The 17,462-nt window shown below is 69.3% G+C and carries 16 protein-coding genes; 4 read left to right on the forward strand and 12 right to left on the reverse strand.

Features of this window, described 5'->3' with window-relative positions:
• Nucleotides 1-9: 9 nt before the first annotated feature.
• From ABTW65_RS21470 to ABTW65_RS21500, 7 genes are all read right to left on the reverse strand, one after another.
• Complete coding sequence (locus ABTW65_RS21470) at nucleotides 10-969, reverse strand: GNAT family N-acetyltransferase (protein WP_350663827.1); 960 nt, start codon at nucleotides 967-969, stop codon at nucleotides 10-12.
• Nucleotides 970-1,073: 104 nt separating this feature from the next.
• Entirely contained in the window at nucleotides 1,074-1,613 is a 540-nt protein-coding gene (locus ABTW65_RS21475) for an NADPH-dependent FMN reductase (RefSeq protein WP_350663829.1), read from the reverse strand.
• Nucleotides 1,614-1,677: 64 nt separating this feature from the next.
• Nucleotides 1,678-3,288: a citramalate synthase gene (gene cimA, locus ABTW65_RS21480; protein ID WP_350663831.1), complete on the reverse strand. Its 1,611-nt coding sequence runs from the start codon at nucleotides 3,286-3,288 to the stop codon at nucleotides 1,678-1,680.
• A 152-nt stretch (nucleotides 3,289-3,440) separates the two neighbouring features.
• Nucleotides 3,441-4,946: a serine/threonine-protein kinase gene (locus tag ABTW65_RS21485; RefSeq protein WP_350663834.1), complete on the reverse strand. Its 1,506-nt coding sequence runs from the start codon at nucleotides 4,944-4,946 to the stop codon at nucleotides 3,441-3,443.
• Between the two features lie 182 nt (nucleotides 4,947-5,128).
• Entirely contained in the window at nucleotides 5,129-6,208 is a 1,080-nt protein-coding gene (locus ABTW65_RS21490) for a branched-chain amino acid aminotransferase (RefSeq protein WP_350663836.1), read from the reverse strand.
• 104 nt (nucleotides 6,209-6,312) lie between these two features.
• Nucleotides 6,313-7,368: a 3-isopropylmalate dehydrogenase gene (locus ABTW65_RS21495; protein WP_350663838.1), complete on the reverse strand. Its 1,056-nt coding sequence runs from the start codon at nucleotides 7,366-7,368 to the stop codon at nucleotides 6,313-6,315.
• Between the two features lie 9 nt (nucleotides 7,369-7,377).
• On the reverse strand, nucleotides 7,378-7,548 hold the full coding sequence (locus ABTW65_RS21500) for a hypothetical protein (protein WP_350663840.1): 171 nt from the start codon (nucleotides 7,546-7,548) through the stop codon (nucleotides 7,378-7,380).
• A 268-nt stretch (nucleotides 7,549-7,816) separates the two neighbouring features.
• On the opposite strand from ABTW65_RS21500, the gene ABTW65_RS21505 reads away from it, so the two are divergent.
• The gene (locus ABTW65_RS21505) at nucleotides 7,817-8,386 is read left to right on the forward strand and encodes an O-methyltransferase (RefSeq protein WP_350663842.1); all 570 of its coding nucleotides are present in this window, start codon (nucleotides 7,817-7,819) and stop codon (nucleotides 8,384-8,386) included.
• Nucleotides 8,387-8,405: 19 nt separating this feature from the next.
• Here the strand turns inward: ABTW65_RS21505 and ABTW65_RS21510 are convergent, their stop codons facing one another.
• Nucleotides 8,406-9,101 (reverse strand): DsbA family oxidoreductase, encoded by a 696-nt coding sequence (locus tag ABTW65_RS21510; RefSeq protein ID WP_350663844.1) that lies wholly within the window; start codon nucleotides 9,099-9,101, stop codon nucleotides 8,406-8,408.
• Nucleotides 9,102-9,249: 148 nt separating this feature from the next.
• Here ABTW65_RS21510 and ABTW65_RS21515 point away from each other — a divergent pair, with 148 nt between their 5' ends.
• Nucleotides 9,250-10,185 carry an ABC transporter ATP-binding protein gene (locus ABTW65_RS21515; protein WP_350663847.1) on the forward strand — a complete coding sequence of 312 codons (936 nt, stop codon included), beginning with the start codon at nucleotides 9,250-9,252 and terminating at the stop codon, nucleotides 10,183-10,185.
• Entirely contained in the window at nucleotides 10,182-11,015 is an 834-nt protein-coding gene (locus ABTW65_RS21520; protein ID WP_350663849.1) for an ABC-2 transporter permease, read from the forward strand. The genes ABTW65_RS21515 and ABTW65_RS21520 overlap by 4 nt, the downstream gene beginning before the upstream one ends.
• Nucleotides 11,016-11,105: 90 nt before the next feature.
• Here ABTW65_RS21520 and ilvC read toward each other — a convergent pair whose 3' ends face one another.
• From ilvC to ABTW65_RS21535, 3 genes are read right to left on the reverse strand one after another with little or no spacing between them, the layout of a single operon-like run.
• Nucleotides 11,106-12,131: a ketol-acid reductoisomerase gene (gene ilvC, locus ABTW65_RS21525; RefSeq protein ID WP_350663851.1), complete on the reverse strand. Its 1,026-nt coding sequence runs from the start codon at nucleotides 12,129-12,131 to the stop codon at nucleotides 11,106-11,108.
• A 34-nt stretch (nucleotides 12,132-12,165) separates the two neighbouring features.
• A complete protein-coding gene (gene ilvN / locus ABTW65_RS21530; protein WP_141792540.1) occupies nucleotides 12,166-12,729 on the reverse strand; it encodes an acetolactate synthase small subunit in 564 nt (187 codons plus the stop codon).
• A complete protein-coding gene (locus tag ABTW65_RS21535; protein ID WP_350663853.1) occupies nucleotides 12,729-14,480 on the reverse strand; it encodes an acetolactate synthase large subunit in 1,752 nt (583 codons plus the stop codon). The genes ilvN and ABTW65_RS21535 overlap by 1 nt, the downstream gene beginning before the upstream one ends.
• 366 nt (nucleotides 14,481-14,846) lie before the next feature.
• Between ABTW65_RS21535 and ABTW65_RS21540 the strand changes: the two genes are divergently transcribed.
• Nucleotides 14,847-15,329, forward strand: coding sequence for a nitroreductase/quinone reductase family protein (locus tag ABTW65_RS21540; RefSeq protein WP_350663855.1), 483 nt, complete (start codon nucleotides 14,847-14,849; stop codon nucleotides 15,327-15,329).
• 10 nt (nucleotides 15,330-15,339) lie between these two features.
• On the opposite strand, the gene ABTW65_RS21545 is transcribed toward ABTW65_RS21540, so the two are convergent.
• The gene (locus ABTW65_RS21545; protein ID WP_350663857.1) at nucleotides 15,340-17,460 is read right to left on the reverse strand and encodes a prolyl oligopeptidase family serine peptidase; all 2,121 of its coding nucleotides are present in this window, start codon (nucleotides 17,458-17,460) and stop codon (nucleotides 15,340-15,342) included.
• Nucleotides 17,461-17,462 lie beyond the last annotated feature (2 nt).

A 17,462-nucleotide genomic window follows, 5' to 3' on the forward strand; every position in this document is an offset into this window, starting at 1 on the left:
CCCTGCAGACTAGTGTCTCAAGCGCCACTCGTCCTCGAGCATCGCGTAGTGCACCAGTGTCGTCCACTCCCCCTTGAACCACTCGGCCTCGCGCTCGACCGCTTCCTTCCGCATCCCGAGCCGCTCGATCACGCGCGCCGAGGCGGTGTTGCGCTCGTCGACCCTGGCGGTCACCCGGTGCAGGCCGAGCCCGTCGAATGCCAGCCCCAGCAGCGCCCGCGCGGTCTCGGTGGCGAAGCCGCGGCCGCTGAACTCTGGGTTGAAGGCGTAGCCGATCTCGCCGGACCGCTGCTCCTTGCTGTGCCAGAAGAGCACGACGTCGCCGATCAGCCGGCCCTCGTACTCGACCGCGAGGCAGAGCACCTCACCCTCCCGGCGCAGGACGGAGAGACGCCTCTCGGGTGCGTACGCCTTCCGCAGCTGCTCGCGGTCGCGCGGCATCGGCGGGATGTAGCGGCAGACCTCCTCGAGGGAGAGGTAGGCGTGCAGGTCGTCGAGGTCGCGCTCGACGTCGATCGGGCGCAGCGCCAACCGTTCGGTGGTGACCGGATAGTCCGGCGCCAGAACGGGCTCGCCGAGCTCCTGGAAGACGCTCAGATGCAGACCCGCCGGCCCGTCGAGACGCGCGTTGAGAGACTCCCACGGGGTGCGGGTGGGTGGCGCGACGAGCGTGGCACCGCCATCGACGAGCCGGGACGCGACGCCGGCGGAGTCCTCGACCTCGAACGCCACCCGTACGTGGCCGGCCGCCGGCTGCCCGACCTCGACCTCGTCGATGTAGGCGTGCTGGGCGGAGTTGGCGAGCTCGAGCGTGGCCAGGCCGGCGTCGAGGATGGTCACATGAGCCTCGCCGGGGCCGGAGAAGGCGGCCTGCTCCGGTAGGCCGAGGGTGTCGCGGTAGAAGGCCACCGCCTGCTCGTAGTCCTTCGCCTCGACCACCAGTCGGAGTTGCTTCACGGGTCCACTCATGAGCGCAACGTACGGCCCAATCGCCCGTCACGCACGCGATAAATCACGAAGGGCAGGTCTCTCCCCCGCAGAGACCTGCCCTCGTGGTGCTGACTGGTTGGGGCTCAGACAGCAGCGGGCTCGAAGCCCGCGAGCTTCTCGACGGCCTCGCGGAAGCGGGCCTGGGCCTCGGCGTCGGTGAAGACGTCGATCTCGTGGACCGGCTGGGAGACGATGGCGTCCTCGACGACGATGGCGCCGCCGATGCCGGCCGAGCGCGCGGCGTCGGCGTGGGACCACTTGGCACCGTAGGGGGTCGGGGCGACGCCGACGACCGAGAGGATCTTGCCCTTGAGCACGCCGGCGGCGTACGGGCGCGAGAGCCAGTCGATCGCGTTGTTGATCACGGCGGGCATGGTGCCGTTGTACTCCGGGGTCACGATGAGCACGCGGTCCGCCTCGTCGATCACCTTGCGGAGCTGGCTCACGACCTCGCCCGGGTCGGCCTCGAGGTCCTCGTTGAAGAACGGCACGTCCGCCAGTCCGTCGACGATCTCCAGGACGACACCTTCAGGCGCCTCGGCGACGAGCTTCTCGGCGAGCTTGCGGTTGATGGAGTCGGCGCGCAGGCTGCCAACGAGTACGGCGATACGGGTGTCGGACACGGGTTCTCCTCATAGGACGCGGATGGTTCAATGTTGAAGTGTTCAACGCCCGCGTCCCGGGGATTCATTCCGTGACAGCAGCCTCCGAAGGTGTGGTCTCGCCCACATGCCGGCGCAGACCGAAGGTGAGCCCGTCGACCAGGGCCTCCCACGACGCCTCGATCACGTTCGAGCCGACCCCGACCGTCGTCCACGACGTCGAGCCGTCGGAGGTCTCGATCAGCACCCGCGTCCTCGCGTCGGTGCCGTGCCCCTGGTCGAAGAGCCGCACCTTGAAGTCGATCAGGTCGAAGTCGGCGACCACCGGGAAGGCACGTGTGATCGCGGCCCGCAGCGCCTGGTCGAGCGCGTTGACCGGGCCGTTGCCCTCGCCGGTCTCGACGTGACGTACGCCGTCTGCGTGGATCTTCACGATCGCCTCGGTGGTCGACGCCGTCTCCGGGCCGCCACCGCGGGCCTCGGAGATGACCCGCCAGGACTCGACGTCGAAGAAGGACGGCCGCGAGCCCTCGACCTCCTCGATCAGGAGCAGCTCGAAGGAGGCGTCGGCGGCCTCGAAGGTGTAGCCACGCTGCTCGGCCTCCTTGACCCGCTCGGTCACCCGGGTCACCAGGTCGCGGTCGTCGGAGAGGTCGTAGCCGAGCTCGCGCCCCTTCAGCTCGATCGAGGCCCGCCCGGCCATGTCGGAGACCAGCAGCCGCATGTCGTTGCCGACGCCGGCCGGGTCCATGTGCTGGTAGAGGTTGGGGTCGACCTTGATCGCAGAGGCGTGCAGCCCGGCCTTGTGGGTGAACGCGGAGGCACCCACGTACGGCTGCCGGCCCGCGGGCGGCACGTTGGTCACCTCGGCGACCGCGTGAGCGACACGGGTCGCCTCGCCCAGCAGCCCGGTCGGCAGCACCTCGCGACCCAGCTTCAGCTGCAGGTTGGCGACCACGGAGACGAGGTCGGCGTTGCCCGTACGTTCCCCGTAGCCGTTGATGCAGCCCTGGACGTGCATCGCGCCGGCGTCCACGGCGGCCAGCGAGTTGGCCACCGCGCACCCGGTGTCGTTGTGACAGTGGATCCCGACCGCCCCCTGGGTGACGCTGCGGACGTCGTGGACGACGTCGGCCACCCAGCCGGGCAGCATCCCACCATTGGTGTCGCACAGCGCGACCACGTCGGCACCCGCCTCGTAGGCGGTCTTCAGAACCTCCAGCGCGTAGTCGCGGTTGGCCCGGTAGCCGTCGAAGAAGTGCTCGGCGTCGAGAAAGACCTGCTGGCCCTCCTCGCGCAGGTGGGAGACCGTGTCGCGGATCATCGCGAGGTTCTCCTCGAGCGTGGTGCGCAGCGCTAGCTCGACGTGGCGGTCGTGGGACTTGGCGACGAGGGTGACGACGCTGGCTCCGGAATCGCGGAGCGCGGCCACCTGGGGGTCGTCAGCCGCTCTGACGCCTGCCCGGCGGGTCGACCCGAACGCCGCCAGCCGCGCGTGCTTGAGGTCGAGCTCGGAGACGGCCCGCTTGAAGAACTCGGTGTCCTTCGGGTTCGCACCCGGCCAGCCGCCCTCGATGAACCCGACGCCCAGGCCGTCGAGGTGCCGGGCGATCGCGAGCTTGTCGGCGACGCTGAGATTGAGGCCCTCCTGCTGCGCACCGTCGCGCAGGGTGGTGTCGTAGACGTGGAATTCCATGGCTCTGTGTCCTCGGGCTGGGCAACAAAAAACCCTCTCGGGAACGAGAGGGTGGCGCGTCGGGCAAGGCTCGACGCGCTAGCGAATGATGATGACGTACGTCGTCATAGCCCTGATACTGCCACGAAATCTCATCCCCGGGGACGAGCGTCTCACCAGCCGAGGAGCTCGACCCACCACGGCTCGTCGCCGCCGGAGAACTGCGAGCCCTCGTCGGCGAGGGTCTGGATCGGGAAGAGCGCCAGGGTGATGACCACGGCGATCCCGAGGATCCACGGCACCCAGCGCGCCGAGATCCGGTGGACCGCCTTGGTCACCGGGTCACGCAGCCGGTCGCGTCCGGAGCCGGTCCACAGCGCGATGACGAACGCCAGGCCGGCGAATCCCAGCGCCGCCTCGAGGGAAAGCTGCAGGGCGAAGCCGATCAGCACCGCCGCCACCACGAACCCGTAGCCCCACACCCCGACGACGAAGGTCTTCGGGAGCGATCGGACCAGCCGCCAGGGCGCACCGATAAGGAGCCGGGGCGCGTCATGCCACTTGCGGCCGCGATACCACCGCCAGCGGCGCAGATCGCCGGCCGCCAGCGTGCCGGCGCGGATCAGCCACGCCGCGCCGAGCACGGTCCAGAAGCCGACGCTGGGGAACGCGGCGATCAGGCCGACGGCGAAGGCGAGCAGACCGAGCCAGATGGCCCCACGGCGCAACTTCTCCAGGCCGCTGTCCTGGCGCGGCTTGAGCTGAGGCGCAGGGATGAACGGCGCGGCCGGGGTGGTGGCCTTCTCGCGCTCGGCCCGGTCGCTCAGCGAGAGCTGCTCGACCGGCTTGTGCACGAACGGCCGGCGCGGCGTACGCAGCCACTCGCGCACCTCGTCCAGCGTCGGGCGGTCGGCGGGGTCGGGTGAGAGCGCCTGGCCGAGCAGCCCGCGCAGCGGCTGCGGGACCCCCTCCAGGTCGTGCTCACCGCGCCGGGCGCGGTCCATCAGCTTCATCGAGTTGCCCTCGCCGAAGGGCGGACGGCCGGTCGCTGCGTACGCCACCACGGAGGCCCACGAGTGCACGTCCGAGGCCGGAGTCGCCGGGTCGCCGACGGCGATCTCGGGCGGCAGGTATCCAGGCGTGCCGATCAGCAGGCCGGTCACGGTGATCTTCGGGTCGTCCGCGACGCGGGCCAGCCCGAAGTCGATCAGGATCGGCGTACGCCCTTCCATGATGATGTTGGCGGGCTTGACGTCGCGGTGGAGCACGCCGACGGCATGGCAGTCGGCGATGCCCTCGGCCAGGTCGCTGGCGAACTGCTCGACCTCGTCGCGCGAGAGCACGCCGTCGTTGATGATCTTGTCGTGCAGCGTCGGCCCCGGCACGTAGCGGGTCGCCAGCCACGGCACCTCACCCCACGGGTCGGCGCCGACCACGCCGGCCACCCACCTGCTCCGCACCCGCTGCAGCGAGGAGACCTCGCGCGCGAGCCGATGGCGGCCCTCCTCGTCGCCCACGAACTGGGTACGCAGCACCTTCAGCGCCACCCGCTCACCGCTCGTGCGGTGGCTGGCCAGGTGGACCCGTCCCATCCCGCCCTGCCCCAGCAGGGAGAGCAGGTCGTAGTCGCCAACGGTGTCCCGTTGGGTCGCCGGGAGACGGCGAGGGGCTGTCGTCACGAGACAAACCTTATCCGCCGCAGCCGACACACCGCCGAGGCGTCAGGTACGTCGGCCGAGACGTCACCGTGGTGCCATCTCGGCCGACGCGGCCGACGTCTCCGCGCTTCGCGCGGTTACTCCCTCGCTCGGCGCGAGCGGACGAGCAAGCTCGCCGCTCGACCTCACTCCGGTCGTCTCGGCTAGACGATCTTGCGCATCCAGCCGAAGGTGTCCTCGGCCCGGCCGAACTGGATGTCGACGAGCTGCTTGCGGAGGGTCTTCCAGACCTCGCCGTCACCGGCGGAGGCGATCGAGCCACCGTTGTAGACGAGCTCACCGACCGGGGTGACGACCGCGGCGGTGCCACAGGCGAAGACCTCGGTGATCTCGCCGGACTCGACGCCGGCCTTCCACTCGTCGATGGCGAACTTGCGCTCCTCGACGGTGTAGCCGAGCTTGCCGGCGAGCTCGATGATGGATGCGCGGGTGATGCCCTCGAGGATCGTGCCGGTCTCGGGGGTGACGATCCGGCCGTCGGCGTGGACGAAGTAGAGGTTCATGCCGCCGAGCTCCTCGACGTACTTGCCCTCCTGCGCGTCCAGGAACACCACCTGGTCGCAGCCGTTGGCCGAGGCCTCGGCCTGGGCGACCAGCGAGGAGGCGTAGTTGCCACCGGTCTTGGCCGCGCCCATGCCGCCGCGGCCGGCGCGGGTGTAGTCCTCGGTGAGCCAGATCCGCACCGGCTTCACGCCGCCCTTGAAGTAGGAGCCGGCGGGCGAGGCGATGACCATGTAGGTCACGTGCTGGGCCGGGCGCACGCCGAGGAACGACTCCGAGGCGAACATGAAGGGCCGCAGGTAGAGGCTCTTCTCATCGCTCTCCGAGGCCTCGGGCACCCAGCGCTGGTCGACCTTGACCAGGTCGAAGACGGTCTGCACGAAGTCCTCGATCTCGAGGACGGGCAGCGCGAGCCGCTCGCTGGAGCGGGCCATCCGGGCGGCGTTGGCCTCGGGCCGGAACGACCAGATAGAGCCGTCGGCGTGCCGGTAGGCCTTCATCCCCTCGAAGATCTCCTGGGCGTAGTGCAGCACGGCTGCCGACGGGTCCAGGCTGAGCGGTGCGTACGCCTCGATGCGACCGTTGTGCCAGCCCTGTTCGGGCGTCCACTCGACGGTGAGCATGTGATCGGTGAAATGGTTGCCGAAGCCTGGGTTCGCCAGGACCTCCGCGAGCTGCTTGTCGGTGGCCGGTTGGGTCGACAATGTGGTGCTGATCTCCATGACCATGAGATTAGTCCTGTTCTTCGGCTGAGACGTAAGTGATGGGGGCAGACGAAGGGCCGGGCGCAGATTCTCCTGCGCCCGGCCCTTCGTGGGTTGAGCGTCTAGCTGGTTACGCGGGCGGCGATCGCGTCGCCGACCTCGGAGGTCGTACGTGGCTCGGAACCGCGCTCGGAGAGGTCGGCGAGCACGGCGGCGTCGATGGTCGCGGCAGCCTCGGGGTGGCCGAGGTGCTCGAGCAGAAGGGCCCCGGACAGGATGGCCGCGGTGGGGTCCGCCTTCTGTTGGCCGGCGATGTCGGGGGCGGAGCCGTGGACGGGCTCGAACATCGAGGGGAATTCCCGGGAGGAGTTGATGTTGCCGGAGGCGGCCAGGCCGATGCCGCCGGTGATGGCAGCGGCGAGGTCGGTGATGATGTCGCCGAAGATGTTGTCGGTGACGATCACGTCGAAGCGGGCCGGGTCGGTCGCGAGGAAGATCATCACCGCGTCGATGTGGAGGTAGTCCACGGTGACGTCGGGGAACTCCTCGGCGACCTGCTGGGTGATCCGCCACCACAGCGAGCCGGCGTTGACGAGCACGTTGGTCTTGTGGACCAGGGTCAGCTTCTTGCGCGGGCGGGCCTGGGCACGAGCGAAGGCGTCGCGTACGACCCGCTCCACGCCGTAGGCGGTGTTGATCGAGGTCTCGGTGGCGACCTCGTGCGGGGTTCCGACCCGCATCGCGCCACCGTTGCCGACATAGAGCCCCTCGGTGCCCTCGCGCACCACGACGAAGTCGATCTCGCCCTTGTCGAGGACGGCCGGCGACAGCGGGGAGATCGCCCCCGGGAAGAGTCGCGACGGGCGCAGGTTGACGTAGTGGTCGAGCTCGAAGCGCAGCTTGAGCAGCAGCCCGCGCTCCAGGATGCCGGGAGGCAGGTTCGGGTCGTTCGGCTTGCCGCCGATCGCGCCGAGCAGGATGGCGTCCTGCTCCTTGATCTCGGCGAGAACGGACTCGGGAAGCACCTCACCAGTGGCGAGATAGCGCTCGGCGCCGAGGTCGTAGCGGGTCTGCTCGAACTTCACCGGAGAGGCGATCTCGAGCACCTTCAGCGCCTCGGCGGTCACCTCCGGTCCGATGCCGTCGCCGGGGATCACTGCGAGGTTGGTCGTAGACATACGGCGAGACTAGTTGTCGTCGGGCAGCTGGCCGCCGTTGTCCCGCAGGTCGAGCGCCTGCTGCACCGCGGCGATGGTGTTCTCGACGCTGTGCGGGTTGTCGGGGTCGTGGCTCGCCGGGCCCCACTCGCGGCTCCACTTGTTGTGGTCGGCAGGGCTCTCGGGGTACATCGCGTACATGGGCTTCTTTCCTTCACACTTCGGGTGATCAGAGGGTGTGGGAGAGAAGCCGGGGTCTTTAGAAGACGGAAGCCACCGCGACGAGGTGGCTTCTCCTGCGGTCGTTACCGCCGGGCCCCGTCGCGGCACTCGAGTACGAGAAAAATGCTCCGCATGGTGATCTGACGTTAACCCGGAAGACGCCTTGAATGAGCAGATCTGGACGAATGGTCCGCCATCCGAGACACCCGTGCGCGCGCTCACACGCGTTATCGGGAAGACTGGCCCTGTGAGTGCACCCCCAGAGCTTCCGGACATCGTGACCCGCGCCTTCGACGTCTCCCGTCGCGCGGGCTATGTGTCGTTCTGCCGCAACGAGACCGGGCGGCTGCTGGCGACTCTGGCGGCCACTCGGAGCGGCACGATGGCCGAGTTCGGCACCGGGTGCGGCGTCGGCACCGCCTGGCTGCGAAGCGGCGTACGCGGCGAGGCCGCCCACATCGTCTCCGCCGAGCTCGACGAGCACCTCGCCAAGGAGGCCGCCGAGATCTTCGCCGACGACGGGCAGGTCGAGGTCATCGCCGCCGACTGGGGCATCCTGCGCGACCGCGGCCCGTTCGCGCTGCTCTTCCTCGACGCCGAGACCCCTGGCGGGGTCTCCCCCGACCAGCTCTCCGACCTGGTCGAGGAGGGCGGCATCGTCGTCATCGACGACCTCATCCCCACCGACCTGTGGCCGCCGATCGTCTACGGCCGGGTCGACAGCCTGCGCGAGTCCTGGCTCACCGACGAGCGCTTCACCACCGTCGAGGTCATGGTCGCCGCCGACACCAGCGTCCTGCTCGCCACCAAGCGCTAGGCCGTTCTGGCCCGGCGGCTCAGATCGCGCAGCCGTCGGGACCGCAGGCGTCGCCCTCGCCGACGAGCGTGAGCGCCGGCTTGGTCTCGGCGTGCACCTTCTCCAGGAGCTGGCTGAACAGGTCGGTCGGCTGGGCGCCGGAGACGCCGTACTTCCCCTCGACGACGTAGAACGGCACCCCGGTCGCGCCGTAGGCGCGGGCCTGGTCGATGTCGGCCTGCACGTCGCCGGCGAACTCGTCGCTCGCGAGCACCTCGTCCACCCGGCCGGCGTCGAGACCGACGCTCACCGCGGCCTGCTTCAGGACGGCGTGGTCGCCCATCGACTCACCGCGGGTGAAGTACGCAGCGAGCAGCGCCTCCTTGAGCACGGCCTGCTTGCCCTCGGCCTTGGCCAGGTGGAGCAGCCGGTGAGCGTCGATGGTGCGCGCGTGCGGGGTGTCCTCGTGACGGAACTCGAGACCGGCCGCGGCGGCGGGCACGTTGGCCTGCTTCATCATCTCGCGGGCCTGGTCGACGGAGGCGCCGAACTTCTTCGCCAGGGCCTCGACCGTGGTCTCGACCGGCACCTGCGGCGCGCTCGGGTCGAGCTCGAAGGAGTGGTAGACGATCTCTACGTCGTCGCTGTGCTCGAAACGCTCGAGCGCTTCCTCGAGGTGGCGCTTGCCGATGTAGCACCAGGGACAGACGACATCGGACCAGACATCAATACGCATGCCCAGAGAACGTTTCGTCCGGTACGAAACATTCCGCAGCGGACTCATCTCCCCTGAGACGGTCTCAGGGGAGATCAGGGGAAGGTCCAGGCACCCGCCAGGGATCTGCCCGACGCGCCCGGGGGTGGCCTGGCACCAGGCTCGGAGCATGATCCAGATCGATGCCCTCTCCAAGAGGTACGGCAGGTTCACGGCCGTCGACAACGTGACCTTCACCGCCGAGCCCGGCCGGGTGACCGGCTTCCTCGGCCCCAACGGCGCCGGTAAGTCCACGACCATGCGCATCCTGGTCGGACTCACCGATCCGTCCTCCGGCAGCGCCCACCTGCTGGGCCGCCACTTCTCCCAGCTGCCCAACCCCGGTCGCGAGGTCGGGGTGCTGCTGGACGCCTCCGCCCAGCACGGCGGCCGCACCGGCCGCGAGATCCTCACCCTGGCCGCCCGCACCATGGGGCTGCCGAAGTCGAGCGTCGCCGAGACCCTCGACCGGGTCAGCCTGACCGAGGAGGAGGCCGGGCGACGCGTACGCAACTACTCCCTCGGCATGCGGCAGCGGCTCGGCATCGCGACGGCCCTGATCGGCGACCCCGAGGTCCTGATCCTCGACGAGCCCGCCAACGGCCTCGACCCGGCCGGCATCCGCTGGATGCGCGATCTGCTGCGCGGCTTCGCCGACGACGGCGGCACCGTGCTGCTTTCCTCGCACCTGCTGCACGAGATCGAGGTGATCGCCGACGACATCCTGGTCATCGGCAACGGCCGGATCGTCGCGCAGGGCACCAAGCAGGAGCTGCTCGCCAGCGGCGAGACGTACGCCCGTTCCAGTGATCCCACCTCACTCGGCCGGGCGCTCCAGCGGGCCGGCCACACCGCCGAGATCACCACCGAGGGCGCCGTCCGGAGCGACGCCGACCTCACCACCGTCGGCCAGATCGCCTTCGACACCGGGCTCGTGCTGACCGAGCTCCGCGCCGCCGACGGTGCCGGCCTGGAGGAGATGTTCCTCCAGCTCACCGCCGAGACCCAGCGCGACCACCTCGAGTCCCCCGAAGGGCTGCACTCATCGAAAGGAATGGCAGCATGACCACCACGACCCTCGCCCCTGAGCCGGCCACCCCGGCCGGGCGCAACCCCGAGGCGGTACGCCGCCGCGAGCGGGCCGTGCCCGCCCCGATCCCCTTCGGCCGGATCGCCGGCATCGAGCTGCGCAAGATGTTCGACACCCGCTCGGGGTTCTGGCTGATGGCCAGCCTGGTCGTGCTCTCCCTGGCGGCGAGCGCGGCGACGATCATCTTCGTCGACGCCGACAACCTCGACTATGAGGGCTTCGCCAGCGCCTGGGGCATCCCGATGTCGGTGATCCTACCGATGATCGCGGTGCTCGCCGTCACCAGCGAGTGGAGCGCTCGCAGCGCCCTGACCACCTTCACCCTGGTGCCCGGCCGCGGTCGCGTGATCGCCGCGAAGGCCGTGGTCACCGCCCTGGTCGGGGTCGCCGCCATCGCTGTCGCGGCGCTCGTCGGCGCCCTGGGCTACCTCGGCGTGGCAACCGTCATGGACCTCGACCCGGTCTGGAACCTCTCCCTCGCCGAGCTCGCCCGGGTCACCCTGGCCAGCGAGATCGGGATGTTCATGGGCTTCATGCTCGGGATGCTCTTCCGCAGCTCCCCCGCGGCCATCGTGGCCTACTTCGTCTACGCCCTGGTGCTCCCGACCGTCTCCTCGGCGCTCGCCTCCACCAACACCTGGTGGGCCGAGAACGCCACCTGGTTCGACCTCAACTGGGCGACGATGAACCTCTACACCGAGATGACCGACAAGACGTGGGCGCAGCTGGGCGTCGCCAGCGTGATCTGGCTGGTGGTCCCGATGCTCGTCGGCCTCCGCCTCGTACTCAGGTCCGAGGTCAAGTAACCCGCCGAGTCGGCGCAAACGACCACAAAGCCAGCCGAGTCGGCGCGTTAGAACGCGCCGACTCGGCTTGGGTTTTGACGAACAGCGAGGTCAGCGGGCGGCTGAGCCTTCGGTGTAGTCGTCGTCGGACTGGCTCCACGAGAAGTGGGCGCGCAGGGCCTTGCCGGTGGCCTCGATCGGGTGACCGGCCTCCTCCTCGCGCAGCTTCTGGAACTCGGCCGCACCGTTGTCCTGGTCGGCGATGAAGCGGGCGGCGAAGGAGCCGTCCTGGATCTCGGCGAGCACCTGCTGCATGGTCTCCTTGACCTGCGGGCCGATGACGCGCGGGCCGGAGACGTAGTCGCCGTACTCAGCGGTGTCGGAGATCGACCAGCGCTGCTTGGCGATGCCGCCCTCCCACATCAGGTCCACGATGAGCTTGAGCTCGTGGAGCACCTCGAAGTAGGCGATCTCGGGCTGGTAGCCGGCCTCGGTCAGCGTCTCGAACCCGGCCTGGACCAGGTGGGACACGCCGCCGCAGAGCACGGCCTGCTCGCCGAAGAGGTCGGTCTCGGTCTCCTCGGTGAAGGTCGTCTTGATGACACCGGCGCGGGTGCCGCCGATGCCCTTGGCGTACGACTTCGCGAGGTCCCAAGCGGAGCCGGAGGCGTCCTGCTCCACGGCGATGATGTCCGGGATGCCGCGGCCGGCGACGTACTCACGACGGACGGTGTGGCCCGGGGCCTTCGGGGCGACCAGGATCACGTCGACGCCCTCGGGCGCCTTGATGTAGCCGAAGCGCACGTTGAAGCCGTGGCCGAAGACGAGGGTCTTGCCAGCGGTCACGTGGGGCGCGAGCTCGTCGTTGTAGAGCCCACGCTGGTGCTGGTCGGGGGCGAGGATGACGATCACGTCCGCCTCGGCGGCGGCGTCGGCGGGGCTGAGGACCTTGAGGCCCTCCTCCTCGGCCTTGGGGGTCGACTTCGAACCGGGCTGCAGGCCGATGCGCACGTCCACACCGGAGTCACGCAGGTTGAGCGCGTGGGCGTGGCCCTGGCTGCCGTAGCCGATGACGGCAACCTTCTTCGCCTGGATCAGCGCGAGGTCGGCGTCGTCGTCGTAGAAAATCTCAGCCACGAGGGCTTCTCCTTTAGTTGTGTTTGATAGGGGTTCAGACCGCGGAAGGCGGAGCGGGCACAGCCACGGATCGCAGGCTGCGCTCGGAGATCGACCGGGAGCCGCGGCCCATGCCGACCATGCCGGACTGGGAGAGCTCACGGATGCCGAAGGGCTCGATGACCCGGAGGAAGTCGTTGAGCTTGCCGGTGTTGCCGGCCAGCTGGACGATGACGGTGTCGGTGGACACGTCGACGACCTTGGCCCGGAAGAGCTGGATGGTGTCGAGCACCTGGCTGCGGGTCTCCGTGGTGGCGGTGATCTTGACCAGCATGAGGGCGCGCTGGACGCGCGTCTCAGGCTCGAGCTCGACGATCTTGATCACCTCGACCAGCTTGTTGAGCTGCTTGGTGACCTGCTCGAGGGGGGTGTTCTCGAGATTGACCACGACCGTCATGCGGGAGAGCTCGTCGTGCTCGGTCGGCCCCACCGCGAGAGACTCGATGTTGAAGCCGCGACGCGAGAAGAGCGCTGCCACGCGGGCCAGGACACCGGGCTTGTTCTCGACCAGGACGCTCAGCGTGTGCTTGCCGCCGGTCTTCACGGGCTGGATGCTCATCAGAGGTCGTCCTCGTCGAACTCGGGCGCGAGGTCGCGCGCGTACTGGATCTCGTCGTTGGAGGAGCCGGCGGCGACCATCGGCCACACCATGGCGTCCTTGTTGACCCGGAAGTCGACGACGACGGGCATGTCGTTGATCTCCATGGCCTTCTCGATGGTGGCGTCGACGTCGTCGGCGGAGTCGCAGGCCAGACCGACGCAGCCCATGGCCTCAGCCAGCTTGGGGAAGTCAGGAATGCGCTTGGGCTGGCCGTGAGACTGCAGGTTGGTGTTGGAGTAGCGCTCGCCGTAGAAGAGCGTCTGCCACTGGCGCACCATGCCGAGGTTGTCGTTGTTGATGATCGCGACCTTGATCGGGATGCCCTCGATCGCGCAGGTGGCCAGCTCCTGGTTGGTCATCTGGAAGCAGCCGTCGCCGTCGATCGACCACACCGTGGAGTCCGGGCAACCGACCTTCGCGCCCATCGCGGCCGGAACGGAGTAGCCCATCGTGCCGAGGCCACCGGAGTTGATCCAGGTGTTGGGGTGCTCGTAGCCGATGAACTGCGCGGCCCACATCTGGTGCTGGCCGACACCGGCGGTGAAGATCGTCTCCTCGCCGGAGATCTTGCCTAGCCGCTCGATGACGTACTGCGGCGAGAGGCCGTCCGCGGGGAGGTCGTAGCCGAGCGGGTACGCCTTCTTGATCCCCGCCATGAACGCGACCCAGCCCTCGTAGTCGCCCTCCTTGCCGGCTTCCTTCTCGGCGGTGAGTACCGCGATCAGGTCGGTGAGGACCTCACGCACGTCGCCCACGATCGGGACGTCGGCGTAGCGGTTCTTGCCGATCTCGGCCGGGTCGATGTCGGCGTGGATCACCTTGGCGTTGGGGGCGAAGGAGTCCAGGTTGCCGGTGACGCGGTCGTCGAAGCGGGCACCGAGGCTGATGATCAGGTCCGACTTCTGCAGGCCGGCGACGGCGGGGACGGTGCCGTGCATACCCGGCATGCCGAGGTGCTGCGGGTGGGAGTCGGGGAAGGCGCCGCGCGCCATCAGGGTGGTCACCACCGGGATCCCGGTGAGCGTGGCCAGCTGCAGGAGCTCGCGGTGGGCGCCGGAGCGGATCGTGCCGCCACCGACGTACAGGACCGGCTTCTTGGCCTCCAGCATCAGGCGCGCCGCCTCGCGGATCTGCTTCGCGTGCGGCCTGGTCACCGGGCGGTAGCCCGGCAGGTGGAGCTCGGTCGGCCACCGGTAGGTGGTGGTGGCCTGCAACGCCGACTTGGTGACGTCGACGAGGACCGGACCGGGCCTCCCGGAGGAGGCGAGGTGGAAGGCCTCAGCGACCCGCAGCGGGATCTCCGCGGGATCGGTGATGAGGAAGCTGTGCTTGGTGACCGGCATCGTGATGCCGCGGATGTCGGCCTCCTGGAAGGCGTCGGTGCCGATCATCGCCGCGCCGACCTGGCCGGTGATGGCCACCATCGGCACGGAGTCCATGTTGGCGTCCGCGAGCGGGGTGACCAGGTTGGTCGCGCCCGGGCCGCTGGTGGCCATGCAGACCCCGACCTTGCCCGTCGCGGCGGCGTAGCCCTGGGCCGCGTGGCCGGCGCCCTGCTCATGACGTACGAGGATGTGGCGGATCTTCGAGTCCATCAGCGGGTCGTACGCCGGAAGGATCGCTCCTCCCGGAATGCCGAAGATGTTCTCGGCCCCCGCTGCTTCCAGCGACTTGATCAGGCTCTGCGCGCCTGTCATCTGCTCGCTCATGTCCGCCGTCCTACTCATCAGAGCTGTCTACTCATGGGATCTCGTGGTCTGTCGCTAGTGCAACAAAAAACCCTCCGGCCCGGCGGGCAACGGAGGGAGACGCGTCGTCTGGGGCCAGTGGCTCCTAGGCGACGCGCCTGATAAGTACGAGAATGCTGTTCAGCATGCCCACACGTTAACCCCATGTGTCGCGCCGTGTCACCTCACCCTATCGCGCGTCCCATGATCTGAGATCACCGTCCCAGTATCTGTCAGTCGTTCGGCTGGGGTGGATCTCAGGGTTCTCACCGAGGCGACCGGCCCGCGGCGATCGATACGCTGGCCGGACAAGTGGATCTCGGGTCTGACTGCCCTGTGGAGGCAACGATGTCGACCGACGAGAAGCACAGATCCGGGTGGCTGCCGCCGCGCTGGTTCATCCGCGCCGCGTGGTGGCTCCACCGCCGGCTGTACGCCGCTGGCGGAGCCCGCTTCCTGCGCCGCCCACGCGACGGCCGGGCCGGCATGCTCCGGCTGACCACGGTCGGGCGCCGCACCGGACAGGAGCGTTCGGTCATCGTGTCCTACGTCCCCGACGGGACCGGCTACGCCACGCTCGCCATGAACGGCTGGGCCGAGCCCGCACCGGCGTGGTGGCTCAACCTGCAGGCTCACCCCGAGGCGCGCGTGGAGACGGTCGAGGGCGGCGTACACCAGGTGCGTACGCGCGAGGCGGTCGGCGCCGAGCGCGACCGGCTCTGGGTGCTGCTCACAGCCGTGGACGACGGCTGGGGCGACCTCAACGACTACGCCGCCCGGCGAAGCCACCCGACGCCGGTCGTGGTCCTGGAGCCCACCGAGCCCGCCTAGCGGACCCGGCTCAGGCCATCCCCAGCCGCTCGCGCAGGAAGGTCCAGGCGAAGGCCGAGAGATGGGCCGACTGGGCGTTGTTGGCGGCGCCGCCGTGGCCACCCTCGATGTTCTCGTAGTAGGTGACGTCCTTGCCTGTCGCGGCCAGGAGCGCGGCCATCTTGCGGGCGTGGCCGGGGTGGACGCGGTCGTCCTTGGTGGAGGTGGTGAGCAGGACGGGCGGGTAGGTCTTGGCCGCGTCGAGCAGGTGGTAGGGCGAGAAGGTCCGGATGTACTCCCACTCCTCCGGCACGTCCGGGTCGCCGTACTCGGCCATCCAGCTCGCGCCGGCGAGGAGATGCGAGTAGCGCTTCATGTCCAGCAGCGGCACCTGGATCACGACCGCGCCGAAGAGCTCGGGATAGAGGGTGAGCATGTTGCCGGTCAGCAGCCCGCCGTTGGAGCCGCCCTGGATCCCGAGGTGGCTCGCATCCGTCGCGCCGGTCTCGACGAGGTGACGGGCGACGGCGGCGAAGTCCTCGTACGCCTTGTGCCGGTTCTCCTTCAGCGCCGCCTGGTGCCAGGCCGGGCCGTACTCCCCTCCCCCGCGGATGTTGGCGACGACGTAGACGCCGCCCTCGCTGAGCCAGGACCGCCCGACGCCGGCGGAGTAGCCCGGCGTCATCGGGATCTCGAAGCCGCCGTACCCGTAGAGCAGTGTGGGGGCCGGGCCGTCGCTGCCGGCTAGGGCGGCCTCGGAGCCGACGATGAAGTAGGGGATCCGAGTGCCGTCGTCCGAAGTCGCGAAGCGCTGCTCGGCGCGGAGACCCTCGGTGTCGAACCAGGCCGGCGCCGACTTGAGCGGCTCGATCGTCTCCGCACCGATCTCGGTCAGCCCGTACGTCGCCGGGGTCAGGTAGCCGCTGGTGACGACCCAGACCTCGTCGGACTCGACCGCGTCGACGGCACGGGTGCCGACCGCGGCCACCGGGTCCGTCGCGGGGAAGTCGGAGCGCGTCCACTCGCCGGAGGTGGACGGGGTCAGCACATGGAGCCTGTTTTTGACGTCCTCGAACACGTTGAGGACGAGGTGGTTTCGCGTCCAGGTCGCCCCGGCGAGCGAGGTCTTGGGAGTGGGCTCGAAGAGCACGGTGAGGTCGCGCTCACCGGCCAGGAACCGCTCCGCGTCGGTCGCGAGCAGCGAGCCGGCGGCGTACGTCGTTCCGGCAACGGTCCACTCCTCACGGAGCTCGATGACCAGCCACTCGCGGTGGAAGCCGGCCTCGGCGGAATCGGGGATGTCGAGCTTGGTGAGGGTCTGCTCGGGGGTGCCGGGGTCGGTGGCGACGTACGTCTCGGACTTGTAGAATGCGATCGAGCGGCTGACCAGGTCGCGTTCGAAGCCTGGGGTGTGGATGTGGCGGGCGGAGATGTACATGTCCTCGTCGGTGCCCTCGTAGACCACCACCGCGTCCTCGAACGCGGTGCCGCGGCGCCACAGCTTCACGATGCGCGGGTAGCCGCTCGGCGTGAGCGACCCCGGACCGAAGTCGGTGAAGACGTAGACCGCGTCGGGGCCGCACCAGGAGAGCGCGCCCTTGGCACCGCCCTGCTCGACGGCACGGGTGAAGCCACCGTCCTCAGGGCGTACGAAGGCCTTCTCGACCAGGTCGAACTCCCGGGTCACGTCGGCGTCCGAGCCACCCGGGGAGAGGTCGACGAGCACCTTGCGCCACGGCTCGCCGGGCTCGGGCCGGAGCATCGAGGCGCCGTGCCAGACCCAGCTCTCGCCCTCCTCCTCGGCGAGCGCGTCGAGGTCGAGCAGGATCTCCCACTCTGGATCGTCGGTGCGGTAGGACTCCGGCGTGGTGCGTCGCCAGATGCCGCGCTCGTGGTCGGCGTCGCGCCAGAAGTTGTAGAGATGCTCACCAAGGCGCGAGACCTCGGGCACCCGGTCGTCAGAGTCGAGCACCTCGAGGATCTGCGCCTCGATCTTGGCGAAGACCGGATCGGCGCCGACGCTCGCGTGAGCCTCCTCGTTGCGGGCCCGAACCCATGCCAGCGCCTCGACCCCTTCGACCTCCTCCAACCAGCCGAACGGGTCCTCCCCGGCGGGGTCGAGCGGGGTCACGATCGTCAGCTCAGAGGTCATGC

Source organism: Nocardioides sp. NPDC127503, from assembly GCF_040302165.1.
GTDB lineage: Bacteria > Actinomycetota > Actinomycetes > Propionibacteriales > Nocardioidaceae > Nocardioides.